Raw genomic sequence first — 274 nt, 5'->3', positions numbered from 1 at the left:
CATCAGCATCAGCATCAGCATCAGCATCAGCATCAGCATCAGCATCAGCATCAGCATCAGCATCAGCATCGGCATCACAATCCGCGTCGGCGTCGGCGTCAGCATCAGCGTCAGCGTCAGCATCAGCATCAGCATCAGCATCAGCGTCAGCATCAGCGTCAGCATCAGCGTCAGCGTCAGCGTCAGCGTCAGCGTCAGCGTCAGCATCAGCATCAGCATCAGCATCAGCATCAGCATCAGCATCAGCATCAGCATCAGCATCAGCATCAGCATC

Annotated in this window: 1 protein-coding gene; it reads right to left on the bottom strand. The window is 55.8% G+C overall.

Annotation, left to right across the window (positions count from 1 at the left end; genetic code table 11):
• Nucleotides 1–274, bottom strand: a 274-nt coding sequence (locus ACZ2XM_RS15520) for a hypothetical protein (RefSeq protein WP_490619018.1), incomplete at both ends; no start/stop codon positions are given.

Source organism: Psychrobacter sp. CoH-33_TS_01, assembly GCF_058189395.1.
This window is presented reverse-complemented; position numbering and strand designations above follow the sequence as displayed.